Source organism: Erythrobacter sp. 3-20A1M (genome assembly GCF_018636735.1).
In the GTDB taxonomy this organism is placed as follows: Bacteria; Pseudomonadota; Alphaproteobacteria; order Sphingomonadales; family Sphingomonadaceae; genus Alteriqipengyuania.
On sequence record NZ_CP045200.1, the window covers coordinates 2,981,622 to 3,000,854 of the forward strand.

Here is a 19,233-nt window from a genome sequence, read left to right on the forward strand (position 1 = left end):
GCCCATGGACGATTCCAACTCTTTGGCTAGCAATCAGCAGGAGGCGCTGCGCGATGCACTGCGTGAGGAAAGGCGTGCGTCGGAATGGGCGGCGCAGGCGCTCCCACGCCTGATCGCCGGGGGCGATCAGCTGCTGGGCCAGGATATCGTCGCCCGGGTCGAGGGGATGGTGGCATCGCTGGCCGATCAATTGGCAAATGCGCTGCGGACCGAAGATCGGCAGGAGTTTGCCGCGCAAATCCGGGGCGAACTCGCCTTCGATACCGAACTGGTTGCCTTCCTTCATGCACTGGCGATGGAATTTCGGGCCACCGCACGGCTGAGTCGCGATGCCGGGCTGGACAGGGTGGCACCACCGGAACTGCGGGCGCTGAGCAGCGGCAATTCTCCAACGCCGTCCCGTCTGGCAAGTTCGGCGATCGGCGCGCAGGCGCGCTACCTAGGCGACATGATAGCGATGAGGCTGCCGCTGCCGGAACTGCCCGCCGAGATGTTCGATCGCCTCGTATCCAGGTTGGACGTTTGCGATGCCGCAGGCCCGCTACGCGCAGGCTATGAAGAGGGCGAGACGCGACTGACGCTGTTGTCCCGCCTCGCGACCTCCGGACCTGCTTTCGACCGTCCTGCCATGGATTGCCGCCGAAGCGGACTGGCCCTGTTCCTCACCAGGCTCGCCGATGGGAGCGGATTGGACCGAACCTCGATCTCCTTGGCCTTGGGGTCGCCCAGCTTCACCCGCCTTGCGCTGGCCATGCGGGCGAGCGGCATGGATATTGCCGATATCGGCTGCCAATGCGCGCTCCTTGCGCCCTACGCATCGCTTCCCGCAGCGCTGGAAGATGTCGAACCCGAGGAAGCAAAGACGATTATCGCGGGTGTCGACCACCGATGACGGGGCCTCCCTCTTTCGTCGCGGCCGCAGCGGTGACCGATGGCGACGATCGCCTGGTCTGCGCCGAAGAGCCGCTCGCCAGCCTGCAAAGGCGATGCGGCGGGGAATTGCCCGGTGCGATCGCTCTGCCCGAATTGCGCGAAGCGATCGCCAAGGCGCGCGAAATGAAGCTGCGGTCGGCCCGCCATATCCGCATCTTCGATGGCGAAGAGGAAATAGTAGCCTGGGTGGAGATCGGTCCGCGCGACGATGACGAGCCGGGATGCGCCGTGACCGTCTCGAGCTGGCAGAAGAGAGGGGAGGATATCCGCGACGCCGGTGCCTCGTCCAATCGCAGGGATCTCGTCGACGAGGCGTTGGCGGAATTCCGTGCGCGGCTCGACAGCGAACAGAAAATTCTCTGGGTACAAACCGACGCGCCCGACCTCTCCCCCGTGGTTGAGCGCATGCGAGAGGGTCCGGGGCGCGTCTGGACGGACTTCGTGGAACTGCCCGGCAGTCCCCAGGTTCAGCCGCTTCATTGGCGGTTGCTGGACCGGACGACCGCGCGGATCGAAGACAGTCCGCGCAGCTGGACGGTGCGCCTGCTCCCGCTGGGCGCGCCGATCGCGGGATCGGACGGCTTCGAACTCCTGCTGGTTGCCGATCGGGCATGGGTAGAGCGGCAGGAACGGCGAATGGACAGGCGATCGATCGACGAGCGGGCGATAGCGCGCGACCTTGCGCCGGTGCTCCGACAGCCGATTTCCCGCATCATCGCCAATGCGGAGACCATCCGGTCCCGTCTGGCGGGGCCGCTACGCGACGAGTACGCCGATTATGCGACGGATATAGCGGCGGCGGGACAGCACCTGCTTTCGCTGGTCGACGATCTCGCGGATCTGGAGGTGGTCGAATCCGCAGATTTCGAAACCGCGCCCGACCGTATCGAACTATCGGACGTGGTGCGCCGCGCGGCGGGTATTCTAGGCGCTCGTGCGCAGGAGCGGGCGATCTTTCTGCGGGTGCCGCCAGCCGAGAAGAGCCAGTATGCCGTCGGTGAATTTCGCCGGGTGCTTCAGGTACTCCTGAACGTAGTCGGCAACGCGATCAAATACTCCCCCGAGGGGGCAACGGTCGATATCGGGCTCGGTGCGAAGGGCGATACCGCCTACGTCGCCGTTCGCGACAGCGGACCGGGTCTGGATGCCGACCAGCAGGCGCGCGTTTTCCGAAAGTTCGAACGTCTTGGCCGCAGCGGAGACGGCGGCTCAGGGCTGGGCTTGTACATCTCGCGCAAGCTTGCGCAGGCGATGGGCGGTACCCTGCAAGTGGCAAGCGAGCCCGGGAAAGGCGCGATCTTCACACTGACGTTGACCGCCGCCCCGCCAGAGTAACCGACAGGGGCGGCGGCAAGTGCTCGATCAGTCGCCGCTGCGCTGATCCACCGGCACGTATTTACGCTGCGTCGGACCGGTATAGAGCTGACGGGGGCGACCGATGACCTGGCCTGGATCGGAGATCATTTCGTTCCACTGTGCGACCCAGCCAACGGTACGGGCGAGGGCGAACAGCGCCGTGAACATGGTGGTCGGGAAACCGATCGCCGACAAGATGATCCCGGAATAGAAGTCCACGTTCGGGAACAGCTTCTTTTCGCGGAAATAGTCGTCGTTCAGCGCGATTTCCTCGAGCTGCAATGCGGTTTCGAAAACCGGATCGTCGACCTTCAGCGCGTCGAAAACCTCGCGGACGGTCTTCTGCATCACCGTCGCGCGCGGATCGTAGTTCTTGTAGACCCGGTGGCCGAAGCCCATCAAGCGGAACGGATCGTTCTTGTCCTTGGCCCGCTCGATATAATGCGGGATTTTGTCGGGCGTGCCGATCTCGTGCAGCATATTGAGCGCTGCCTCGTTCGCACCGCCATGCGCCGGACCCCACAGGCAGGCGATCCCCGCGGCGATACAGGCGAACGGATTGGCTCCCGAAGAGCCCGCGAGCCGGACGGTAGAGGTCGAGGCGTTCTGTTCATGGTCGGCGTGGAGGATGAATATCCGGTCCATCGCCTTTTCCACCGCCGGGTGCAGCTCGTATTCCTCCGCCGGCACGCCGAAGGTCATGCGCATGAAATTGCCGGTATAGGACAAATCGTTCTGGGGCTGCATGAACGGCTGCCCGATCGAATACTTGTATGCCCAGGCAGCGATCGTCGGCATCTTCGCGATCAGGCGATGCGAGCTTATCTTGCGATGCTCCGGGTCGGAGATATCGGTGCTGTCGTGATAGAACGCCGACAGCGCACCCACCACGCCGCACATGATCGCCATCGGGTGCGCATCGCGCCGGAAACCCTGATAGAACTGGCGCAGCTGATCGTGCAGCATCGTATGGCGCGTGATGGTGTAGGTGAAATCGTCCAGCTCGTCCTGCACCGGCAGCTCGCCATTCAGCAGGAGATATGCCGTTTCCATGAAGCTGGATTCTTCGGCCAGTTCGCCGATCGGATAGCCGCGATGAAGAAGCACACCCTCTTCACCATCGATGAAGGTCAGCGCGCTCTCGCACGCCGCGGTGGACTTGTAGCCCGGGTCGAAGGTGAAACAGCCGGTGGAGCCATACAACTTGCGGATATCGACCACGTCGGGGCCGCAAGACCCCTTCAGAACGGGAAAGTCATGATTTTCGCCTGCCAGTTCCAGTGTTGCGGTCTTGTCCGCCATATTGGGCCTCCTTAGTCTGGTTTATTCGCTCAACGCTCGGGCCTGTGCGTCGATCCGGGCAAGGGATTCTTCCTTGCCGAGCAGAACGAGCACATCGAAAATTCCGGGCGAAACGGTCGTGCCGGTGAGAGCGGCGCGCATGGGTTGCGCCAACTTGCCCAGGCCGATTTCCAGCCGTTCAGCAAGCGATTTGGTCGTGGCCTCCAGCGCCTCGGATGTCCAGTCGTTTTCCGCTGCCAGGGCCTGCGACACCTCGCTCAGGCGGGCGCGCGCTTCGGCGTCGAGCAACCCTTCCGCCTTCTCGGTCATTTCGAGCGGTCGGGAGGTGAAAAGGAACGCGGCCGAGGCGGCCAGTTCGTTCACGTCCTTCGCTCGCGGTTTGAGGAAAGGCATCGCCTGCCGAAGCAGCTCCGCATCGGCTTCCGTTCCGATCCGTTTGGCCACCAGTTTCGCGAGGCGGGCATCGTCCGCCTCGCGGATATAGTGCCCGTTGAGGTTCTGGAGTTTCTTGAGATCGAAGCGGGAGGGGCTCCGGCCAACGCCCTCGAGCGTGAACAGCTCGATCGCTTCCTGCCGCGTGATCTCCTCGCGATCGCCGTGGCCCCAACCGAGCCGCAGGAGGTAGTTGAACAAAGCTTCGGGCAGCACGCCCAGCTCGTCGCGGTACGCCTCGACCCCGACGGCCCCGTGCCGCTTCGACAGCTTGGCACCGTCGCTGCCATGGATCAGGGGTACATGCGCATAGACCGGCTCGCGCCAGTCCTCTCCCATCTCCTGCATGGCGCGGATGATCGGCAGCTGGCGGAACGCGTTGTTCAGGTGATCGTCGCCGCGGATGATGTGCGTGCAGCCCATATCGGCGTCGTCGACGACCACGGCCAGCATATAGGTCGGCGTGCCGTCGCCGCGCAGGATGATGTAGTCGTCGATCTCGCTGTTGGCGACGCGGACCGTGCCCTGCACCGCGTCCTCGATCACCGTCTCTCCGTCGACCGGCGTCTTGATGCGGATGGTGTAGGGCATGCCGTCTTGCTCGGGGCCCGGCTCACGGTCCCGCCAGCGCCCGTCATAGCGCAAGGGCTGCTTGTTGGCGCGCTGCTCGGCGCGCATCGCCTCCAGCTCCTCGGGCGTCGCGAAGCATTTATAGGCGTGCCCTGCAGCGAGAAGCTGGTTCGCCACCTGCGCATGGCGCTCGGCGCGCTCCGACTGAAACACCGGCGCTTCGTCGTAATCGAGCCCGAGCCACTCCAGCCCGTCGAGGATCTTCTCGATCGCGTCCGGGGTGGATCGGGCGCGGTCGGTATCCTCGATCCGCAACAACGCCTTGCCGCCATGATGGCGGGCGAACAGCCAGTTGAACAGCGCGGTACGGGCACCGCCCAGATGCAGATAGCCGGTCGGTGAGGGGGCGAACCGCGTCACCACCGGGCTCGCTGAGGCGCTGCTGTCGCTTGCCATGGGGCGAGCCTTCCTTTCAAATCACGTAATGGCCAGCAGCAACGTACCGAATGTGCCGATGGGGGCGGGCCCCGGCCCGGGGGATGCTGCAGCGCAGCACGTGCCTTGGCATTCGCGCGTGCACTTGTCCAGCATCGCCACGAGACTCGATTCGGCCCTGGGCAATGCTGGTTTCGATCGTGCACCGTGGCTGGCCGTCGTTCTGGCCGGTGGGATCGCGAGCTGGTTTGCGCTTCACAGCCGGTGGGAATGGGGCGCGGCCATTGCAGCGGCTCTGCTGCTGGCGCTGTGGGGGTGGGCGATTTCGCGTAACGAAACGCGCGAGTATCTCGGACGGGCGGTAATGATCGCCGCGCTGGTCTTTGCATTCGGTATCGGCCTGGTCTGGGCGCGTTCCGCGACGGTGGGCGCCGAGCCTCTCGCCTACCCGCGGGTGGTGACCTTACAGGGCAGGGTGCTGGAACGTGAAGACCAGCCTGCCCGCGATCGAAGCCGTCTTACCCTGGCATATCGCGACGCTCAGGACGGTCACGCTCGCAAGGTCCGGGTGAACGTGCCGCTGCTCGCCGACAATGCGCCGCCGGACGAGGGAGATATCGTTCGCCTTCGCTCGCGCCTCATGCCGCCTGCCCCACCGCTCGTGCCCGGAGCCTACGATTTCGCGCGAACGGCCTGGTTCGAAGGGCTTGCTGCGACGGGCTCGGCGATAGGGGAGATCGAGACCTTATCGGTGGGCCAAATCGAGGCCGATCCGTTCAGCCGCGCGCAGCGGCATCTTTCGCAGCATGTGAGGGGGCAGTTGGGCGGATCGGAAGGAGCGATCGCAGCGGCCTTCGCGAGCGGTGATCGCGGAGCGATCGCCGAGCGGGACGAGAGCGCCATGCGCGATGCCGGGTTGACGCACCTGCTCTCGATCAGCGGTCTGCATGTGAGCGCGGTGATAGCTGCTGCCTATTTCCTCGCATTGCGCATCTTGGCCTTGTGGCCGTGGCTCGTCTTGCGCGTGCGTCTCCCTGTGATGGCTGCCGCCGTGGGTGCCTTGGCCGGGATCGGTTACACCCTGCTGACCGGGGCCGAGGTGCCCACGGTGCGCAGCTGCGTCGGAGCAGTGCTGGTACTACTGGCGCTGGCGCTGGGGCGCGAACCGCTGAGCCTGCGCATGGTCGCGGTCGCCGCGAGTGTGGTCATGTTGGCATGGCCGGAGGCGCTGGTCGGGCCGAGTTTCCAGATGAGCTTCTCGGCCGTCATCGCGATCGTGGGGCTTCACAATGCAGGGCCGGTCCGGCGCTTCCTCGCACCGCGCGACGAGGGCATGGCGAGGCGGTTCCTGCGGCACCTCGCCATGCTGCTGCTGACGGGTTTCGTCATCGAGATCGCGCTGATGCCGATCGTGCTGTTCCATTTCCATCGGGCCGGACTTTACGGGGCGTTCGCCAATGTTCTCGCCATACCGCTGACCACTTTCGTCAGCATGCCCTTGATCGCGCTCGCGCTCGCGCTGGACATCGTGGGCCTGGGCGGGCCGGCGTGGTGGCTAGCGGGCTGGTCGCTCGACCTGCTGCTGGCGATCGCGCATTTTGCCGCTTCGCAGCCGGGTGCGGTCAAGCTTGCCCCGCAAATGAGCGGTCTCACGATCGCGCTGTTCGTGCTGGGCGGCTTGTGGCTCGCCTTGTGGAGCGGTCGCGGCAGATTGCTTGGCCTCCTGCCCGTGACCCTGGCGCTCGGTCTTCTTGTGATGACGCCTGCGCCCGATATCCTGATCGGGCGGGATGGCCGCAATGTGGGCATCGCGGACGAGGAGGGCAGGCTCGTCATGCTGCGCGAGGGGCGCTCCGGCTATGCGCGGGACACGATTGTGGAACTCGGCGGCAGGGGAGCGGAGACGGTCGGCATCGACCATTCGGCCCTGGCGCGATGCAGCCGCGATTTCTGCACCGTCGAGCTCGACCGAGGGGACCGGCACTGGAGCATCCTCATGGCGCGCAGTCGCGATCTGGTGTCCGAAAGAGCGCTGGCCGCCGCATGCGAGAGAGCCGATATCGTCGTGGCCGACCGCTACCTGCCCTATACCTGCCGCCCCCGCTGGTTACTGGCCGATCAGCGCTTTCTCAGCCGTAGCGGGGGTCTGGCGCTCTATCTCGACGACCGCCGCGTGGCTACGGTGGCCGACGGGCAGGGCGAACATGGCTGGTGGCGCGCGCCGCGAGACAACTGATCCCGAGCGCGTACCGCGTAGACGCACGCTCGACCGGAAACCCTCAGTGATAGCGCCGCAGGAGCCCCGCGAGCCGACCCTGGACCTGCACCTGAGCCGAATCGTAGACCTGCGATTGATATGCGGAATTCGCGGGATCGAGACGAATGCGACCGCTGTCCTTGTGGAGATACTTCAGCGTCGCTTCCTCGTTGTCGACCAGTGCAACCACGATCTCTCCATCGCGGGCCGTGTCGGTCCGGCGGATCAACGCGTAATCCCCGTCGAAAATACCCGCCTCGATCATCGAATCGCCCGATACCTCAAGCGCGTAGTGATCGCCGGGGCCGAGCAGCGCCGCCGGGACCGGCAGGCTCTGGTAATCTTCCAGTGCCTCGATCGGCGCACCTGCCGCGATGCGCCCGTGCAGCGGAATCTCGATGACGTCGTTAGCAGGTTCGGGTGCCTTGGCGGAAGCGGCCTTCGCCGAAGTGACCACATCGTTCGCCGCCTGCGGGGTACCACCGCCCACGGCATCCTCGGGCTGCTTGAGAATTTCCAGCGCCCGCGCGCGATTGGGCAGGCGGCGGATGAAGCCGCGCTCCTCCAAGGCGGAGATCAGGCGATGCACGCCCGACTTGCTCTTGAGGTCAAGGGCTTCCTTCATCTCCTCGAACGACGGGGAAATCCCGGTCTTCTCCAGCCGCTGCTGGATGAAACGGATCAGCTCGTGCTGCTTGGCGGTGAGCATGGACAGGCTCCTGCATCGTTGTTCCAATCATCCGCCTACCGGCGAACGAATGTGGAACAATTAGGAAACAGATGGAGCGCCGTCAAGCAAAAGCGCCATTTCCGATCCAATAGGCGGGCACCACCGATCCGGCGCGCACACGTTCGCCGTCGATCGGGCGGTCGATCAGTGCGTCGGCGTCGGCCAGTGCCTCCAGCGCGCTGCTATCCTGTTGACCGAGCGGAAGAAGCGCCTCGCCATCCCATCGTGCCCGGAGGAACTCGCGCCGCGGGCCGCCACCGGCGAGTTCTTCCGCGAGGGGCAGCAATAGCGGCTTGGCAACCGGATGCGCCGCACCGGCCAGCTTGCGCAAGGCTGGCAACATGAAGTGGAGGCCGGTGACGAAGCTGGAGACGGGGTTGCCTGGCAGGCCGAGCACCAGCTGACGATCGCGCTGCGCCACCATCAGGGGCTTTCCCGGCTTCATAGCGACGCGCCAGAAGGCGATCTGCGCCCCGGCTCGCTCCAGCGCGGGGCGCACCAGGTCGTGGTCGCCCACCGAGGCACCGCCCGAAACCACCAGCAGGTCGGCATCGGAATGGCTTTCGAAAGCTTCGACCAAAGCATCGATGCGGTCGGGGATCGGATCCTCGACCGCGACCGAGCAGGGAACGTGCGATGCCATGGCGCGCAGCATGGCGGCATTGCTGGCAGGTATCTGGTGCTCTGTGCATTGCGAGGGGTTGCGCGCCAGTTCGTCGCCGCCTTCGAGCAGCGCGATCCTCGGCTTCATTCCGACTTCCAGCGCCGCGTGACCGCCGGAGCGTGCGAGGGCGATCGCGGCGGCACCGATGCGCGACCCGGCGTGCAGCAGCGTGTCGCCTTCAGTGAAGTCGAACCCGCGCCGGCGGATATGGCGCGCATCGGGTCGGTCGTTGGCCGACAGGGCATCGCCGTCGCGGGTTGCGTCTTCCTGCAACAGCACGGCATTGGCACTGCGCGGCATGATCGCGCCGGTCGATATTCGTATGGCCTGGTTCCCGGTTAGCGAGCCGTCGAACGGCGCGCCGCACCGGCTTTCGCCGACGATCCGCCATGGACCGTTTCCGGCGACGGCGTAGCCATCCATGGCAGATAGGTCCGCGGAAGGTTGAGTCCGGCGCGCGGCCAGCGGTTTCGCCAGATAGCGCCCCAGCGCGTCATCGACGCCGAGCGTTTCCGTCCCGAGCGGCTTCACCAGCTCGAGCAGGCGGGACTGCGCTTCTTCCAATGGGATCGGCGGAGTGTTCATTCCGGCGCGCGCCACTCGCCCGACTTTCCCCCGCTCTTCGAGAGCAGGCGTACGCCCTCTATCACCATTGCCTTGTCGATCGCCTTGGCCATGTCGTAGATCGTCAGCAGCGCGACGGAAACCGCGGTCATCGCCTCCATCTCCACGCCGGTCTTGCCCGTCAGCGAGGCGGTCGCGTCCACCCGGATCGCATCGTCCTCGAACGCGAACGCCACGCTCACCGCGTCGAGCGCGAGCGGATGGCATAGCGGGATCAGCTCACCGGTCCGCTTCGCCGCCATGATCCCGGCAATCCGGGCGGCGGCGAGAACGTCGCCCTTGGGCGCATCGCCGTTGCGAACGGCCGCCAGCGCTTCGGGGGACATGCGGATGCGACCGGTGGCGACCGCGACCCGCGCGGTGGCGGACTTGCCACCGACATCGACCATACGCGCGTGGCCATGCTCGTCGAGATGGGTGAGTTCGGCCATCGGCCTCCTAACGCCTCCGCCTGTTCGACCAGATGGCGATTGCCAGACCGGCCAGCAGCAGGACCGCGCCCCACATTGTCCACTGGCGATCGTAGGCCATGAAGCTGCCAAGAAAGGCGATGCCCTGACCCTGAAGGATCCACACCGTCCCCATGGCCATCATCAGCAGGCCGACGAGCGTACCGAGTAACTTCATAGTGTCTCTCCGGATCCGGCAAGTCCTACAGGATGGAACACTTGGAACACAGTCCTGGGCTCGGAAAATCTTCCGCAGGATGTGCAATTCGGACGCGGTGCGGACAGGATCGAACGGGCGGTCATGACGGCGATCTAGCCCCATGAGGCCACAGTAGGACAGCTTGCGCGCTCAGCCATGCAGCAATGTGCGCGTAGCCGCCTCTACATCGTCCTGCCGCATCAGGCTTTCCCCGACCAGGAAGCATCGTACCCCGGCATCGGCCAAGCGCTGGCAATCGGCGTGGGTGGTTATCCCGCTCTCCCCGACGATCAGGGCACCTTCGGGTGCCAGGGCGGCGAGGCGTTCGGTAACCGCAAGATCGGTCTCGAAGGTGCGAAGGTCTCGGTTGTTGATCCCGATCAGGCGACTTTTCAGCAGCTGCGCGCGGGCTAGTTCATCTTCGTCGTGAACCTCGACCAGCACGTCCATTCCCAGTTCGGTGGCCGCAGTCTCGATCTCGGTCATCTGCCCGTCGGACAGGGCCGCGACGATGATCAGGATCGCGTCGGCCCCCATTGCACGGGCCTCCATGCATTGCCACGGATCGACCATGAAATCCTTGCGCAGCACGGGCAGGTCGCAAGCCGCGCGAGCCTCGACGAGAAAATCCGCGTGGCCCTGGAAATAAGGTTCGTCGGTCAATACGGAAAGGCACGCCGCGCCTGCAGCCGCGTAGGCGCGGGCATGATCGGCGGGGCGAAAGTCCGGTCGGATCAGACCTTTAGAGGGCGAAGCTTTCTTGATTTCCGCGATGAGGCCGAAGCCGGTCGTGGACTTTTCCCGCAGCGCTAGTTCGAACCCGCGCGGTGCTGACTGCACGGCGATCTTTTCGCGCAGCTGGTCGGGCGAAGTTTCACCCTTCCGCCGTGCGACTTCGTCACGCTTTGCGTCGCATATCTCGATCAGTTTGTTCATCTCAGGCCGCCATCGCGATCCAGCGGTCGAGCAGCGCCTCGGCGTCGCCGCTGTCGAGCGCCTCAGCAGCGCGGGTCGCGCCTGCGCGCCAGTCCGACGTTGCCCCGGCGACGAGCAGCGCACCGGCGGCGTTCAAGCAGACCGCGTCGCGATAGGGGCCGGGCGCGCCTGCCAGCAGAGACTTCAACGCCTTCGCGTTGTGGACCGCATCGCCGCCGCGGATCGCCTCGATCGGGGCATGGGGCAGATCGGCCTGCGCGGCATCGACGCGGCTCATCTCGTAATCGTTGCCACGCACGATCGCCACCTCGTTGCCGCCCGCCAGGCTCAGTTCGTCGAGCCCCTCGTCGCCGCTGACGATCATGGTCCAGTCGCTGCCGAGCCGTGCCTTGGCCCCGGCATAGATCGGAACATAGGCGGGCCGGGCGATGCCGATCAGCTGGCGCGTGACGCGCGCGGGGTTCGACAGCGGCCCCATCAGGTTGAATATCGTGCGCCGGCCGAGCCGCTGCCGGATGGGCTGGATGCGCGCCATCGCCGGGTGGTGGTTCTTCGCGAAGAGGAAGCAGATGCCGATCTCGGCCAGGGTCTTTTCGGCGGTGCGTCCGGCCGCCTCCATGTCGAGGCCAAGCGCCTCCAGCGTATCCGCCGCACCCGACTTGCTGCTCGCCGCGCGATTGCCGTGCTTGGCCACCGGCACGCCGCAGGCCGCGACGACCAGGCTGACCGCGGTTGAGACGTTAAGCGTGTGGTGTCCGTCGCCGCCGGTCCCGCACACGTCGATCGCCCCTTCCGGAGCATCGATCGGGATCAGGCGGGCGCGCAGCGCGAGCGCCGCACCCGCGATTTCGTCCGCCGTTTCGCCGCGATCGGAGAGGTCGGTGAGGAAGCGGGCGATCTCTTCCTCCGATGGCTCTCCGTCGAGGATCGCGCCGAAGACCTGCTCCGCCTCCGCTTCGGTCAGGTGGGGCTCTGCGCCGGGAAGCTTGGTCATGCGGCCTTGCCCGCCGGGTTCACGGTCTCGATCCTGCAAAGGTGGAGGAAATTTGCGAGCAGGGCGTGGCCGTGTTCGGTCGCGATGCTTTCGGGATGGAATTGGACGCCGTGGATCGGCAACTCGGCGTGGCAAAAACCCATGACACTGGTGCCGTCGAGCCCCGGCGTCTCGCTGGTCGCGTTGACCCGCAGCACATCCGGAATGTCTTCCACCACCAGCGAATGATAGCGCGTCGCGGTGAAGGGGGAGGGGAGATCGGCGAACACGCCCGTCCCGGCATGGTCGACCGGACTGGTCTTGCCATGCATCAACCCGCCGCGCACCACGCGCCCGCCGAAGTGCTGCCCGATCGCCTGATGGCCGAGGCATACGCCGAGCAGAGGCATCGCCGCATCCGCGCAGGCCGCGACCAGATCGAGGCTCACCCCTGCCTCGTTCGGGGTGCAGGGGCCGGGAGAGATCAGCACGCCCTTCGCCCCTGTCGCCAGCGCCTCGCGCGCGGACAGCGCGTCGTTGCGCTCCACCCGTACCTCGGCCCCGAGTTCCATCAGGTAATGGACCAGGTTGAAAGTGAAGCTGTCGTAATTGTCGATGACGAGGATCACGCCGTCTTGCCCGCCAGCTCGTCCGTCGCTCGTACCAATCCGTCGATAATGCCCGCTTCGCTCGCGGAATGGCCCGCATCGTGGACGATGCGAAGGTCCGCTTCGGGCCAAGCTTGCTTGAGCGCCCAGGCGGAGGTGGGCGGGGTGCAGATGTCGTGGCGGCCCTGCACGATGATGCCGGGAATTCCGCGCAGCTTGTGCACGTCGCGCAGGAGCTGGTTATCCTTCAGCCAGAACCCCTCGCGGAAGAAATGAGCGGAGATGCGCGCCATCGGTACCGCCTTGGCCGAATCGGCATAGTCCTCGATCAGCGCGGGCTTGGGCAGCAGCGTCGCGACCTGTCCCTCCCAGATCGACCAGGCACGGGCGGCCTCCTGCTTCGCATCCTCGTCGTCGCCCGACAGGCGGCGGTAATAGGCCTCGATCAGCTCGCCGCGCTCATTCTCGGGGATGACGGAGACGAAATCGTCCCACGCCTCGGCCATGATTTCGCTCGCGCCATAGCGGTAGAGCCAGTCGAGCTCCTTCTGCCGCGCCAGGAACACGCCGCGCAGTACCAGCTCGCTGACGCGCTCGGGATGCTTCTGGGCATAGGCGAGCGCGAGAGTGGAGCCCCAGCTGCCCCCGAACGCCTGCCATTTCTCATGCCCGCACATTTCGCGCAGCCGCTCGATATCGGCGACGATCGTCCAGGTGTCGTTATGCGCCAGTTCGGCGAAGGGCGTGGACTTGCCGCAACCGCGCTGATCGAACAGCAACACGTCGTAGAGATCGGGATTCCACTGCCGCCGGTGGTCGGGGCCGAAGCCGCCGCCCGGGCCGCCGTGGAGGAACACAGCGGGCTTCGCCCCGCGGGTGCCGACGCGCTCGTAATGGAGCGAGTGGCCGTCACCGACGTCGAGCATGCCGCTGTCATAGGGTTCGATCGGGGGGTAGAGGGTGCGCGCGTATTCGATCATGCGTTCAATCCTTTCGCTCGACGACCAGCATCGGCCCGATCGGTGCGCGCGCGTCCATCCGCTTCGCCACCGGGTCCCACAGGGACGAGACGTTACCGTCGAGATAGAGCGCATCGGGCGTTTTCGCCACATCGCGGAAATAGCGGGCGAAGCTGCCGAAGCTGATCGGCCCTTCCGAAATCGCGAAATGCGCGCGGCCTTGCGCGTCGACACCCACCCCGTTGCGGATATTGCGCGAAGGGCCGTCTTCGGAAAATTCGGGATGCAGCTTGCCGGCGATCACCAGCATCGGCCCGCTCTGCGTGCCGAAATCGGGGCGATCGGTAACGTTGGTGTAGAAGTCCGCACTGGTGCGCACATGCCACTTGCCCTTGGCACCGTAGAACACGCCGTTGGGCTTCATATGGAAATTGCCCGACCCGTCAGCGCGGTTGAGTTCCTGACGACGGTCGCCGTTGCGCACGAAATAGCCGATCGGCTTGCCCTCGCCGTCGAACATCCCGGCATTGACCGCGAAGGCGACCTTGGCCGCTTCATCGCCCATGGCGGCCTTGAGCTTCGCGAAGCCGCGATAGGGAGGCTGGCCCAGCGCGGCGAGGATGACGTGCTTCGCCGGATCGGCGATGCACTCGGTAATCGCGACCCCTTCGAATTCGCTACGGGTGCACGGATCGCCGGGGATCGCGGCCGGAGTGGGCGACGCCGAAGCGGCCGCCCCGGACGCCTCGCCCCCGACCGGCAGTGCTTTGCCGCTCCCGATCTCGGTGCGCAGCACCGGCTTACCCTCGGGCTGCCGGTCACAAGCCGTCAGCGCGAGTGCAGCGAGCAACAGGATTTCAGGCCCCCTCATTGCCCGTACCCCGGCTCGGCGGCGATGCGGATCGCCTCGCGCGCGGCGGCGAGAAGTGCGCCGGCCTTCGCCTCGCATTCGCGCTGTTCGTAGGCGGGATCGCTGTCGGCGACGATGCCCGCACCCGCCTGCACATGCATCGTCCCGTCCTTCACCACCGCGGTGCGCAGGACAATGCAGGAATCGAAGCTGCCATCGGGCGCGAAATATCCCACACCGCCGGCGTAGGGTCCGCGCGTCTCGGGCTCCAGCTCGGCGATGATCTCGCACGCGCGGACCTTCGGAGCGCCGCTGACGGTCCCCGCCGGGAAGCCGGCGAACAGCGCGTCGAGCGCGTCCTTGCCGGGCGCAAGCCTGCCGACGACGTTGCTGACGATGTGCATGACGTGGCTGTAGCGCTCTATGCCGAAGCTGTCGGTGACTTCGACACTCCCCCGATCCGCCACGCGGCCGACATCGTTGCGGCCGAGGTCGAGCAGCATCAGGTGCTCGGCGCGCTCCTTGGGATCGGCCAGCAGGCCGTCTTCCGCGGCCTTGTCGGCAGCAGGGGTTGCGCCGCGCGGACGCGTACCGGCGATCGGTCGGATGGTGACCTCGCCGTCCCGCAGGCGAACCAGGATTTCCGGACTCGATCCCACTACCGCGAAACCGGGCAGATCGAGGAAATACAGGAACGGCGACGGGTTGACCCGGCGCAGCGCGCGATAAAGCGCGATGGGGGGAAGCGGGAAGGGGCAGGTAAACCGCTGCGCTAGCACCACCTGGAAGATGTCGCCCGCGACGATATAGTCCTTCGCCCGTTCTACCATCGTCCCATAGTCGTCGTTCGCCAGGCGCGGCGTAAGCGCAGCCTCAGGCAGGTCGGCGGCAGCATCCGACTGTGGAACCGGCCCCGCCAGTCGCCGCTCGGCCTCGTCGATCCGTTCGCCGGCCGCCGCCAGCCGAGCATCGGGATCACCCCCATCGGCCCAGAGCGGCGCAATCAGGTAAAGCGCGTCGCTCAGCGAATCGAATACGAGCAGCAGCGTCGGGCGCGCGAAGACCATGTCGGGCAGCTCGAGCTCGCTCGTCGGGGCGCGGGGCAACCGCTCGATCCGGGCGATGGTTTCATAGGCGAAATAGCCGACCAGGAAGGCAAGGGCGGGCGGCAGGCCCGGCGGCACCGGCAATCGGCACTCCGCCACCAGGTTGCGAAGGGCATCCGCCGCATCGGCCTCGCACGGAGTGAAGGCCGCGCGATCGTGCCGCCATTCCCGATTGATCTCGGCACCGGTTGCATCGGCGCGAAACAGCAGATCAGGATCGAGACCCAGCAGGCTGTAGCGCCCCCGGACCTCGCCGCCTTCGACCGATTCGAGAAGGAAGTCGCCGCGTTCGGGCTCGATCAGCTTGAGCGCCGCCCCTACCGGCGTTTCGGTGTCCGCGACGACGCGCCGCCACACGAGGGCGGGTTCTCCACCCGCCATCGCGCGGCGCGCCGCATCGGCATTTTCGAGACGGTCGGCAGACGGCAAGCGGCCTCAGCTCTCGCCAGCGAGCTGCTTGCGGACGGCCGCGATCGCATCCTCGTTACGCTTCACGCCCACATCCTTGCGGATCGCGGTGCGCAGCTGCTGGGCGTATTCCTGCCCCAGCGTGGAGCCGAGCTCTCTCTTCACTTGGGCGAAGAGGGGGTCGTCCTGCGAGAACTTGCCGGGCTCGATCGAGTCGAGATCGACGATGAACCAACCCCCGTCGCGCGGGGCAGCGAGGCGCTTCGTGGTGTTCTGTGCCATGCTGAAGAACAGGGCCAGCGGCGGAATGACGCCCTGCTGGTTGCGCAGCAGTTCCTCGCGCGTGACGTTGAGATTTTCCGGCGGCGGCAGACGCTTGTTCTCGGCCGCCATCGCCTGTTGCAGCGATTGCCCCTTCTTCATGCGGGCAAGCACGCGCTCCGACGCCTTCCTGGCACCCGCGGCTCCTTCGGCCATGCGCCAATCGGCTACCACGTCGTCGCGAATTTCCTTCAGCGGTGCGCTTGCCGAGGGCGTGATCGCACCCGCTTCGAACAGCAGGAATTCCTCGCCCGGACGGACTTCGGCGAGTTGCGGCTGACCTTCCTGCATCTGGAACGCGGTCTGGAGCGCTGGCGCAAGGACTTCGGGCGCGGTTTCGTTGGGGGCAGCGCCATAGACCTGCCCTGACCCGGTGATCGGCCTGGTCGCCTGAACCTGCGCGCCGAGGGACTTGGCAACGTCGGCGAGAGACTCGCCATCGGAGAAGCGGTCCTCGATGCTCGCCGCAAGGTCGCCCAGTGCCGCCCGCTTCTTCTCCGCGCGGATCGCATCCGCGATCTGGTCGCGCATCTGGGCCAGCGAGCGCCCGCCCTTCTGCTCCACGGAATCGATCCGCACCACGTACCAGCCGAGATTGCTGCGCGTTGGCGGTGCGACGGAGCCACGATCGGCCTCGAACACGGCTTGCGCGACGGCGGGCGAGGCCCGGCCGGCGAAGTCGCGGCGGGTGATCGGGCCGACCTGCGTCAGCTCCAGCCCGGCGTCCTGCGCCGCCTGCTCGAACGAGCCGCCATTGCGGACCTTGTCGGCGATCGCCTTTGCCGCGGCTTGGCTGGGGACGATCAGCTGCGACAGCGTGCGCTCTTCGCTCGGCGCGTAGTTGGCGGCGTTTTCCTTGTAACGCGCCGCGATTTCCTGATCGGTCGGCTCGATATCGGCCTTGACCGCATCGGGTCCGAAGGTGGCGTAGCGGATCACCCGGCGTTCGGGCCGGATGTAATCGTCCCGGTGGCCATTGTAGAACGCCTGCAACTGCTTGTCGGTCGGATCGCCGTCCGGCGCATAGGCCTGGCTCAGCAGGATACCGAGCGAACCCTTGCGCCGCTCGCGGAACAGCCCGCCATAGCGCTGTGTCAGCGCTTGCGGCATCTTCGTGCCGAAGCTCGCCGGCACCAGTACCTGCTGGGCGAGGAGACCCGCGCTGAGATCTTCCCGCACTTCGCGATCGGTCAGCCCCTGTTGCGCGATCGCCGCGCGATAGGCGCTCTCGTCGAAATTGCCGTCCGGGCCGGAGAACGCGGGAATCTTGCGAATCTCGCTATTGACGAGGTTGTCGCCTGCGGTGAATCCGATCTTACGCGCAAACTCGGCCAGAGCGGTGCGATCGACCAGCACGTCCAGCGTCTGGGCCAGGCCGTTCTGCGCCAGGAAAGCCTGCATGGAGAGGTTGGGGTTCTCCTGCCGCGCACGCTGCAGATTGCTCTGCGCCGCGCCGCTCAGCTCCGCGGTCCCGATCTTCTGGTCGCCCACGACCGCGACCCGGTCGCCCCCGGCTACACCGCCGAACGTGCCGGTGCTCGACACATCGGCGCTGGCGAAGGCCAGAGCGATCAGTGCTAGGAAGCCGAGCGTGATGGCGACGCCCAGCTTGGACTGGAACATGCGACGGATGGCGTGGATCATGGCGGGCGTAACGCTCCGTTAGGCGGACGATGACGAAACCGGCGAGGAACGGGAATGAAAGTCGTTCCGGTCGGGCGGGGGACCTATTAGAGAGGCTGCGACATCCCCGCAACAGGTGGATAAGGGTTTTGACCTCGCCGCCGCGGGCGGCTAGCGGACCCTGCGCTGTAGCCGCTGGCGCTCGCAGCCATCCGAAAAGCAAGTGAAGATATGACGACACGACCCTACATCGTTGGCAACTGGAAGATGAACGGCACCCGCGCGATGCTGTCGGAAGCGCGCGCGATCGACCGCGCGGCGCAACGGCACATGAAGGTGGAAGTGGCCCTGGCCCCGCCGTTCACGCTGATCCATGCCGTGCATCGCGAGGCGGAGCAGATCGCCGTGGGCGCGCAGGATTGCCATCGCGATCCCGACGGAGCGCATACCGGCGACGTGTCCGCCACCATGCTCGCCGATGCGGGGGCCAAGTTCGTTATCCTCGGCCACAGCGAACGCCGTGCCGAGCATAGCGAGCAGGACGCCATCGTGCGCGAGAAGCTGGTCGCGGCGCAGGGCGCCGGGTTGGAAGTGATCCTGTGCTGCGGTGAAACCGACTCCGTACGCGACGCGGGCGGGGCGGAAGGCCATGTCCTGCACCAGCTCGAGAATTCGCTGCCCGACGAGATCGACAATCCGGGCGAGCGGCTGACCATCGCCTACGAACCGGTCTGGGCCATCGGCACCGGTCGAACCCCGACCATGGAGGAGATCGGGGCCATGCACGCCTCCATCCGCCAATTCCTGATCGAGCGTTTCGGCGAAGAGGCCGGTGCGGCGATCCGGATTCTGTATGGCGGATCGGTGAAACCGGACAATGCGCGCGAGATTCTGGCCGTGCCGGAAGTGGGCGGCGCGCTGGTCGGCGGGGCCAGCCTGACGGCGGACAGCTTCATGAACATCGCCCTGGCGGCGACCGAAGGCGAATAAGCCCGCCCGAGCTCGGACCCGCGCGCGGGGCGAGCGACCTTGTCATCATCCGTGCGTGCGCCTAGATCGCGCGCATATCCCATCCCGTTCCAGATACCGGGCAGAATTTACATGTCGCTTTTCATCTTCCTCACCGTGGTTCAGGCGATCGTCGCCGCGGCTCTCGTCGGCGTCATCCTGATGCAACGCTCCGAAGGGGGAGGCCTGGGTGTCGGGGGTTCGCCTGGTGGCATGATGAGCGCGCGCGGCGCGGCTGATTTCTTGACGCGAACCACGCGTACCCTGGCGATCGCGTTCGTGGTCCTGTCGATCGCCCTGGCGGCGGTGGCGGTGAAGACGAGCGGTGGCGACGAGATCGAATCGACCCTCGACCGCAACGTGCCGGTGCGCGGCAGCGATCCGCTGGCCCCGTCGGCCGGTGCAGGCGCTCCGGCGGCTCCGGCAGACCAGAGCACGCCCGCTTCGAACGACCCGCTGGGCGACGCCACCAACTGATATTTCCTCCCGC

At 66.2% G+C, this 19,233-nt stretch carries 18 protein-coding genes; 5 read left to right on the plus strand and 13 right to left on the minus strand.

Annotated features, from left to right (window positions below; genetic code table 11):
* Nucleotides 1–4: 4 nt before the first annotated feature.
* Entirely contained in the window at nt 5–892 is an 888-nt protein-coding gene (locus F7D01_RS14415) for a hypothetical protein (RefSeq protein WP_215228129.1), read from the plus strand.
* Nucleotides 889–2,268, plus strand: a complete 1,380-nt coding sequence (locus F7D01_RS14420; RefSeq protein WP_215228130.1) for a sensor histidine kinase KdpD — start codon at nt 889–891, stop codon at nt 2,266–2,268. Before F7D01_RS14415 ends, F7D01_RS14420 begins: the two co-directional genes overlap by 4 nt.
* 27 nt (nt 2,269–2,295) lie before the next feature.
* Here the strand turns inward: F7D01_RS14420 and F7D01_RS14425 are convergent, their stop codons facing one another.
* Nucleotides 2,296–3,591, minus strand: coding sequence for a citrate synthase (locus F7D01_RS14425; RefSeq protein WP_215228131.1), 1,296 nt, complete (start codon nt 3,589–3,591; stop codon nt 2,296–2,298).
* A 21-nt stretch (nt 3,592–3,612) separates the two neighbouring features.
* The gene (gene gltX / locus F7D01_RS14430; protein ID WP_215228132.1) at nt 3,613–5,049 is read right to left on the minus strand and encodes a glutamate--tRNA ligase; all 1,437 of its coding nucleotides are present in this window, start codon (nt 5,047–5,049) and stop codon (nt 3,613–3,615) included.
* 28 nt (nt 5,050–5,077) lie between these two features.
* On the opposite strand from gltX, the gene F7D01_RS14435 reads away from it, so the two are divergent.
* The gene (locus F7D01_RS14435) at nt 5,078–7,264 is read left to right on the plus strand and encodes a ComEC/Rec2 family competence protein (RefSeq protein WP_215228133.1); all 2,187 of its coding nucleotides are present in this window, start codon (nt 5,078–5,080) and stop codon (nt 7,262–7,264) included.
* Between the two features lie 43 nt (nt 7,265–7,307).
* Here F7D01_RS14435 and lexA read toward each other — a convergent pair whose 3' ends face one another.
* From lexA to F7D01_RS14490, 11 genes are all read right to left on the minus strand, one after another.
* Nucleotides 7,308–7,994 (minus strand): transcriptional repressor LexA, encoded by a 687-nt coding sequence (lexA, locus tag F7D01_RS14440; RefSeq protein ID WP_215228134.1) that lies wholly within the window; start codon nt 7,992–7,994, stop codon nt 7,308–7,310.
* An 82-nt stretch (nt 7,995–8,076) separates the two neighbouring features.
* A complete protein-coding gene (locus tag F7D01_RS14445) occupies nt 8,077–9,264 on the minus strand; it encodes a molybdopterin molybdotransferase MoeA (protein WP_215228135.1) in 1,188 nt (395 codons plus the stop codon).
* Entirely contained in the window at nt 9,261–9,734 is a 474-nt protein-coding gene (gene moaC, locus F7D01_RS14450; RefSeq protein ID WP_215228136.1) for a cyclic pyranopterin monophosphate synthase MoaC, read from the minus strand. The genes F7D01_RS14445 and moaC overlap by 4 nt, the downstream gene beginning before the upstream one ends.
* Before the next feature lie 7 nt (nt 9,735–9,741).
* Nucleotides 9,742–9,930, minus strand: coding sequence for a hypothetical protein (locus F7D01_RS14455; RefSeq protein ID WP_215228137.1), 189 nt, complete (start codon nt 9,928–9,930; stop codon nt 9,742–9,744).
* A 171-nt stretch (nt 9,931–10,101) separates the two neighbouring features.
* A complete protein-coding gene (trpC, locus tag F7D01_RS14460; RefSeq protein WP_215228138.1) occupies nt 10,102–10,887 on the minus strand; it encodes an indole-3-glycerol phosphate synthase TrpC in 786 nt (261 codons plus the stop codon).
* A 1-nt stretch (nt 10,888) separates the two neighbouring features.
* Entirely contained in the window at nt 10,889–11,881 is a 993-nt protein-coding gene (gene trpD, locus F7D01_RS14465; protein ID WP_215228139.1) for an anthranilate phosphoribosyltransferase, read from the minus strand.
* Complete coding sequence (locus F7D01_RS14470; RefSeq protein WP_215228140.1) at nt 11,878–12,489, minus strand: aminodeoxychorismate/anthranilate synthase component II; 612 nt, start codon at nt 12,487–12,489, stop codon at nt 11,878–11,880. Before F7D01_RS14470 ends, trpD begins: the two co-directional genes overlap by 4 nt.
* Entirely contained in the window at nt 12,486–13,448 is a 963-nt protein-coding gene (gene pip / locus F7D01_RS14475) for a prolyl aminopeptidase (protein ID WP_215228141.1), read from the minus strand. Before pip ends, F7D01_RS14470 begins: the two co-directional genes overlap by 4 nt.
* 4 nt (nt 13,449–13,452) lie before the next feature.
* Nucleotides 13,453–14,298, minus strand: coding sequence for a phosphodiester glycosidase family protein (locus tag F7D01_RS14480; protein WP_215228142.1), 846 nt, complete (start codon nt 14,296–14,298; stop codon nt 13,453–13,455).
* Complete coding sequence (trpE, locus tag F7D01_RS14485; protein ID WP_215229844.1) at nt 14,295–15,764, minus strand: anthranilate synthase component I; 1,470 nt, start codon at nt 15,762–15,764, stop codon at nt 14,295–14,297. Before trpE ends, F7D01_RS14480 begins: the two co-directional genes overlap by 4 nt.
* A 54-nt stretch (nt 15,765–15,818) precedes the next feature.
* Nucleotides 15,819–17,756 (minus strand): SurA N-terminal domain-containing protein, encoded by a 1,938-nt coding sequence (locus F7D01_RS14490; protein WP_215228143.1) that lies wholly within the window; start codon nt 17,754–17,756, stop codon nt 15,819–15,821.
* A gap of 210 nt (nt 17,757–17,966) precedes the next feature.
* On the opposite strand from F7D01_RS14490, the gene tpiA reads away from it, so the two are divergent.
* A complete protein-coding gene (gene tpiA / locus F7D01_RS14495; protein WP_215228144.1) occupies nt 17,967–18,725 on the plus strand; it encodes a triose-phosphate isomerase in 759 nt (252 codons plus the stop codon).
* 111 nt (nt 18,726–18,836) lie between these two features.
* Nucleotides 18,837–19,220 (plus strand): preprotein translocase subunit SecG, encoded by a 384-nt coding sequence (gene secG, locus F7D01_RS14500; protein WP_215228145.1) that lies wholly within the window; start codon nt 18,837–18,839, stop codon nt 19,218–19,220.
* Nucleotides 19,221–19,233 lie beyond the last annotated feature (13 nt).